The organism is Streptomyces sp. NPDC060205 (assembly GCF_042728395.1).
Lineage (GTDB): Bacteria > Actinomycetota > Actinomycetes > Streptomycetales > Streptomycetaceae > Streptomyces.
This window is the reverse complement of sequence record NZ_JBHWZP010000455.1, coordinates 1-6,165: the sequence shown is the minus strand read 5'-3', so window position 1 is coordinate 6,165 and position 6,165 is coordinate 1. Positions and strand designations below refer to the sequence as shown.

The following is a 6,165-nucleotide window of genomic DNA, read 5'->3' as shown; positions in this document are numbered from 1 at the left end:
CCCCTGGGCGCCTGGGGGCGCGGGGAACTGCGCAATCCTGTGCGCCCGCCCCCACCGGGCCCGCAGACGAACCGGCGCTACGACCAGCGCCCCGTCCGGCCCAGCAGCAGCGCCACCGCTGCCGTCCCCGCCGTGGACGTACGCAACACACTGCGCCCCAGCCGACAGGCCCGCGCCCCGGCCTCGGTGAACATCGACAACTCCTCGGGAGACACGCCCCCTTCGGGCCCGACGACGAGCACGATCGACCCGGCGACGGGCAACTCGACGGTGGCGAGGGGCTCACCGGGGTACCCCCGGTCCTCGTGCAGCACCGCCGCGAACTCCGCTTTGGCGAGAAACGCCGCAACCTGCTTCGTCGTCATCGCGTCCGCGACCTCCGCGAACCGCACCCGCCGCGACTGCTTGCCGGCCTCACGCGCGGTGGCCCGCCACTTCGCCAGGGCCTTGAGCCCCCGCTCGCCCTTCCACTGTGTGATGCAACGCGACGCCGCCCAGGGGACGATCGCGTCGACGCCGGTCTCCGACATGGTCTCGACGGCGAGTTCACCCCGGTCGCCCTTGGGCAGCGCCTGCACGACGGTGATACGGGGGACGGGCGGCGGCTCCTCGTGCACCACGTGGAGGTCCGCCACCACGAGCCGGTCCTTGCCCTCGGCGGTCATGACGACGCCCTCGGCCCAGCGGCCCCGCCCGTCGGTGAGGACCACGTCCTCACCGGTGCGCAGCCGCTTCACGGACACGGCGTGCCGCCCCTCGGGCCCGTCGAGCACGAACTGCGGCCCGCCGGGCACCTCGTCGACCACGAACACCGGCGCGGTCATCGCCCCACGCCCCCGCCCTGCTCGGCCGACAACGCTGTCCTGGCGGCGTCGAGTTCGGCGGCGAGCACCTCGACCAGCTGCCCGGCGGGCAGTTCACGGGCGAGCCGGTGCCCCTGCCCGGCCCACAGCGCCATGCCCTGTGCGTCGCCCGCCTTGGCGGCGGCCTTGCGCAGCGCGGAGGTGAGGTGGTGGACCTCGGGGTAGGCGGCGGGCGCGTACGGCCCGTGTTCGCGCATGAAGCGGTTCATCAGTCCGCGCGCGGGCCTGCCGGAGAACGCCCGCGTCAGTTGCGTACGGACGAAGAGGGGGTTGGTCAGTGCCTGCTTGTGCAGGGCGTTGGCGCCGGACTCGGGGGTGGCGAGGAAGGCCGTGCCGAGCTGGGCGGCGCTCGCGCCGGCGGCGAGCGCCGCGGCGATCTGGCTGCCGCGCATGATGCCGCCGGCCGCGACGATCGGGATCTGCACGGTCTCGCGGACCAGCGCGATGAGCGAGAGCAGTCCGATGCCGGAGCCGTCCGCCTCGGGGTTGTCGCGGTGGGTGCCCTGGTGGCCGCCGGCCTCGACGCCCTGCACGATGACCGCGTCGGCGCCCGCCCACTGCACGGCCTGCGCCTCCTCGGCGGTGGTCGCGGTGACCATGGTCAGCGTGCCGGCCCGGCTCAGGGAGTCCAAGACGTCGCGGGTGGGGCAGCCGAAGTGGAAGGAGACGACCGGCACCGGGTTGTCGAGGAGGACGGCGAGTTTGGCGTCGTAGCCGTCGTCGCGCCCGCTGTCGGGGTCGCCCAGTTCGGTCTCGTACCAGGAGGACTCACCGGCGAGCTGGTGGGCGTACACCTCGACGGCCGACCGGTCGGCGTACTCGGGCTGCGGCATGAACAGATTCACGCCGAACGGCCTGCTGGTGGCCCCGCGCAGCTGCTTGATGTCCTGGTACATGCCGTCGGCCGTCTTGTAGCCGGCGGCGAGAAAACCGAGCCCCCCGGCTTCGGACACGGCCGCGGCGAGCTGCGGCACGGAGACGCCGCCGGCCATCGGGGCCTGCACGATCGGGAGGGGGAAAAGATCGGTCAGCGCGGAGGACATGACGGCATGTTGTCACGTCCTCCGTACAAGTCCGAATCCGGCCGTCCGCCGGGCGTGAGCCACCGGAATCGTCCGGTGGCGGGCCCGGCGGTCACCTGCGGTCCGCCCGTCAGGTACGGCCGTTGAAGGCGTCCTTCAGCCGGGAGAACAAGCCCTGCTGACCGGGCTGGAACTGCCCGGTGGGCCGCTCCTCGCCGCGCATCTGGGCCAGCTCCCGCAGGACCCGCTCCATCTCGGGATCGAGCTTGGTGGGCGTCATGACCTCGACGTGCACGATGAGGTCGCCGCGTCCGCCGCCCCGCAGGTGGGTGATGCCGCGCCCGTGCTTGGGGATCGACTGCCCGGACTGTGTCCCGGGGCGGATGTCGACCTCTTCGAGCCCGTCGAGCGTCTCCAGCGGGACCTTGGTGCCGAGCGCCGCCGCGGTCATCGGGATGGTGACCGTGCAGTGCAGGTCGTCGCCGCGCCGCTGGAACATGTTGTGCGGCAGCTCGTGGATCTCGACGTACAGGTCGCCGGCAGGGCCGCCGCCGGGGCCGACCTCGCCCTCGCCCGCGAGCTGGATCCGGGTGCCGTTGTCGACACCGGCGGGGATCTTCACGGTCAGGGTCCGGCGCGAGCGCACCCGTCCGTCGCCCGCGCACTCGGGGCACGGCGTCGGGACGACCGTCCCGAAGCCCTGGCACTGCGGACACGGCCGGGAGGTCATGACCTGGCCCAGGAAGGACCGCGTGACCTGGGACACCTCGCCGCGACCGCGGCACATGTCACAGGTCTGCGCGGACGTGCCGGGGGCCGCGCCCTCACCGCTGCAGGTGGTGCAGACGACGGCCGTGTCGACCTGGATGTCCTTCGTCGTGCCGAAGGCCGCCTCGTCGAGCTCTATCTCCAGCCGGATCATCGCGTCCTGGCCGCGCCGCGTGCGCGACCGGGGGCCGCGCTGCGACGCCGTTCCGAAGAACGCGTCCATGATGTCCGAGAAGTTGCCGAAGCCGCCGGCTCCGAAGCCGCCCGCGCCACCGCCGCCCGCCTGGGACAGCGGGTCGCCGCCGAGGTCGTAGACCTGCTTCTTCTGCGGGTCCGACAACACCTCGTACGCGGCGTTGATCTCCTTGAAGCGCTCTTGCGTCTTCGGATCGGGATTGACGTCCGGGTGCAGCTCGCGGGCGAGCCGCCGGAATGCCTTCTTGATCTCGTCCTGGGACGCGTCGCGGCGCACGCCGAGTACGGCGTAGTAGTCCGTGGCCACTTACGACTCCGCCAGGATCTGTCCTACGTACCGTGCCACCGCTCGTACCGCTCCCATCGTTCCGGGGTAATCCATGCGCGTCGGTCCGACCACGCCGAGTTTGGCGACTGCTTCGCCGCCCGAACCGTAGCCGACCGAGACCACAGAAGTGGAGTTGAGTCCCTCATGGGCGTTCTCGTGACCGATCCGTACGGCCATGCCCGAATCGTTGACCTCACCGAGGAGTTTGAGGAGCACGACCTGCTCCTCCAACGCTTCGAGCACCGGACGGATGGTGAGGGGAAAATCATGTCCGAAGCGCGTCAGATTGGCGGTGCCGCCGATCATCAGCCGCTCCTCGGTCTCCTCGACAAGAGTCTCCAGGAGGGTGGAGAGCACGGTCGCGACCGTCCCCCGGTCCTCCGACTCGAAGGCGTCGGGGAGATCCTGCACCAGTTGGGGGACATCCGCGAAACGGCGCCCCGTGATCCGGCTGTTGAGCCGCGCCCGCAGATCCGCCACGGAGACCTCCCCGAAGGGGGCCGGGCAGTCCACCATGCGCTGCTCGACGCGCCCGGTGTCCGTGATCAGTACGAGCATGACGCGGGCCGGGGCCAGCGCGAGGAGCTCCACATGACGCACGGTCGAGCGGGTCAGTGAGGGGTACTGGACGACGGCCACCTGCCGGGTGAGCTGTGCGAGGAGCCGCACGGTCCGCCCCACGACGTCGTCGAGGTCGACGGCACCGTCCAGGAAGTGGTGGATCGCCCGCCGCTCGGGCGGCGTCATCGGCTTGACGCCCGCGAGCTTGTCGACGAAGAGCCGGTATCCCTTGTCCGTGGGGATGCGCCCCGCACTGGTGTGCGGCTGCGCGATGTACCCCTCGTCCTCCAGGACCGCCATGTCGTTGCGGACCGTCGCCGGGGACACGCCCAGCCGGTGGCGCTCCGTGAGGGCCTTCGAGCCCACCGGCTCCTCCGTGCCCACGTAGTCCTGGACGATGGCGCGCAGCACTTCGAGCCTGCGTTCACTGAGCATCGCGCACACCTCCCGTGGTCTTCCGCGCGGTCATCGGTCGTCAGTCGGTCGTCTTCGGTGGCCTCGCCTGGCACTCAGCGCGCGCGAGTGCCAGCATCCCCGCGCCAAGTGTACGGCCGGTGGGTACGGGCCGGGCAAGGGCGGGCCTGCGATGTCGTGACGCCGGGCACATCCGACGGGCGACGTGTACGAGGGTGTCCCGCTCTGTCGGGAACATGCGGGCGCGGCCTCCGGGGTTAGCGTCGGCGCATGAACGTGACATGGGAAGGGTCCGGGCGCGACGGGACCGGCTGGGAGGGGCTGTCTCCGTACGCCGGGCGGTGCCGGCTTCCGGGGTGGGACTGCACGGCCGGGCTCGTGGTCGGCGAGGACGCGGCGCTCATGATCGACGCTGGGTCGAGCGTGCGGGAGGGCGCGCGGCTGCGCACGCGGGCGCACGGGTTGCTCGGGGGCGGGCGTGTCACGCACCTCGCGCTCACGCACCCGCACTTCGACCACGTCTTCGGAGCGGCGGCGTTCGCGGGGACCGAGGTGTTCGCGGCGGTGGGCGCCGAACATGTCCTGGCCGAGGGGCGGGAGGAACTGCTCGCGGACGCGGTGCGCAACGGCGCCGATCCCGAGGAGGCCGCCGAGGCGGCGGATCTCCTGGTGCGGCCCCGGCATCTCGTCTCCGGCGAGTGGACGCTGGACCTGGGCGGTGGCCTGCAGGTCCTGCTGGCGAACGTGGGTCCGGGCCACACCGGCCACGACCTGGCGGTCCTGGTCGCCGGGCCCGGCCCCGGCTCCCGCGAGATCGTCTTCTGCGGCGACCTGGTCGAGGAGTCCGGCGAACCCCAGGCGGGCCCGGACGCCGTGCCCTCCCGCTGGCCCGCCGCGCTGGACCGCCTGCTGGCCCTCGGGGGCGAGGACGCGCTGTACGTGCCCGGGCACGGGGCGGTGGTGGACGCGGCGTTCGTACGGGCCCAACGGGAGGCGCTGGCGCGGCGTTTCGACGTGCCGTGAGCGGTATCGGGGCCCGCCGAGGGGGTGTCGGTGTACCTGCCGGGCGCGGGCTTCTCCTATCGTCATCCGAATGCGCCAGTACTCAGCGGATCTGACCCCTCCGTGGAAGAAGCCCAAGCCCGTGCCCGAGGTCGCGGCGGAGCCGGGGCTCGTGGTCGAGGAACCCGGCACCGGGTTCTGCGGTGCCGTGATCCGCTGCGAGGCGGGGACGGTGACGCTGGAGGACCGCTTCGGCAAGCACCGGGTGTTCCCGCTGGAACCGCGCGGCTTCCTCCTGGAGGGGCGCGTGGTGACCCTCGTACGCCCGTCCGCCGGGCCGGTACGCCCCACGCGCACCGCGTCGGGGTCCGTCGCCGTGCCCGGGGCGCGGGCCCGGGTGGCCCGTGCGGGACGCATCTACGTCGAGGGCCGCCACGACGCCGAACTGGTCGAACGGGTCTGGGGCGACGACCTGCGCATCGAGGGCGTCGTCGTCGAGTACCTGGAGGGCGTCGACGATCTGCCCGCCATCGTCGACGAGTTCGGTCCCGGGCCGGACGCGCGGCTCGGGGTCCTGGTGGACCACTTGGTGCCCGGCACGAAGGAGTCGCGTATCGCCGCGGCCGTGACGAGCGAGTACGCGCTGGTCGTGGGCCATCCGTACATCGACGTCTGGGAGGCGGTGAAGCCGTCGTCCGTGGGCATTCCGTCCTGGCCGCGGGTGCCGCGGGGGCAGGACTGGAAGACGGGGGTCTGCCGGGCTCTGGGGTGGCCGGAAAACACGGGGGCGGCGTGGCAGCGGATCCTGGACTCGGTCCACTCGTACCGCGACCTCCAGCCGGAACTCCTCGGCAGAGTGGAAGAACTGATCGACTTCGTCACGGCCCCGGAGTAGAGGCGCTTTCTTCGCCCCCGCCGCCCCTACCCATTCCCGTCCACGCATGGGGCTGCGCCCCTCGCCCCCGGATCGCGCTGCGCGCTCGTCCTCAAACGCCGGACGGGCTGAAAGATT

At 72.2% G+C, this 6,165-nt stretch carries 6 protein-coding genes; 2 read left to right on the top strand and 4 right to left on the bottom strand.

The annotated features are described in order from the left end of the window. Window positions 1-77: 77 nt before the first annotated feature. The 4 genes from ACFWGJ_RS40755 to hrcA form a co-directional block, all read right to left on the bottom strand. Entirely contained in the window at window positions 78-824 is a 747-nt protein-coding gene (locus ACFWGJ_RS40755; RefSeq protein ID WP_387334015.1) for a 16S rRNA (uracil(1498)-N(3))-methyltransferase, read from the bottom strand. Then, window positions 821-1,906: a nitronate monooxygenase gene (locus tag ACFWGJ_RS40750; protein ID WP_387334014.1), complete on the bottom strand. Its 1,086-nt coding sequence runs from the start codon at window positions 1,904-1,906 to the stop codon at window positions 821-823. The genes ACFWGJ_RS40755 and ACFWGJ_RS40750 overlap by 4 nt, the downstream gene beginning before the upstream one ends. Window positions 1,907-2,015: 109 nt before the next feature. Further along, entirely contained in the window at window positions 2,016-3,155 is a 1,140-nt protein-coding gene (gene dnaJ, locus ACFWGJ_RS40745) for a molecular chaperone DnaJ (protein WP_107016318.1), read from the bottom strand. After that, window positions 3,156-4,172 carry a heat-inducible transcriptional repressor HrcA gene (hrcA, locus tag ACFWGJ_RS40740; RefSeq protein ID WP_267026037.1) on the bottom strand — a complete coding sequence of 339 codons (1,017 nt, stop codon included), beginning with the start codon at window positions 4,170-4,172 and terminating at the stop codon, window positions 3,156-3,158. Between the two features lie 249 nt (window positions 4,173-4,421). Here hrcA and ACFWGJ_RS40735 point away from each other — a divergent pair, with 249 nt between their 5' ends. Further along, window positions 4,422-5,174, top strand: a complete 753-nt coding sequence (locus ACFWGJ_RS40735) for an MBL fold metallo-hydrolase (RefSeq protein WP_387334012.1) — start codon at window positions 4,422-4,424, stop codon at window positions 5,172-5,174. A gap of 70 nt (window positions 5,175-5,244) precedes the next feature. Further along, complete coding sequence (locus ACFWGJ_RS40730; RefSeq protein WP_387334011.1) at window positions 5,245-6,048, top strand: DUF3097 domain-containing protein; 804 nt, start codon at window positions 5,245-5,247, stop codon at window positions 6,046-6,048. The last annotated feature ends 117 nt before the right edge of the window (window positions 6,049-6,165 follow it).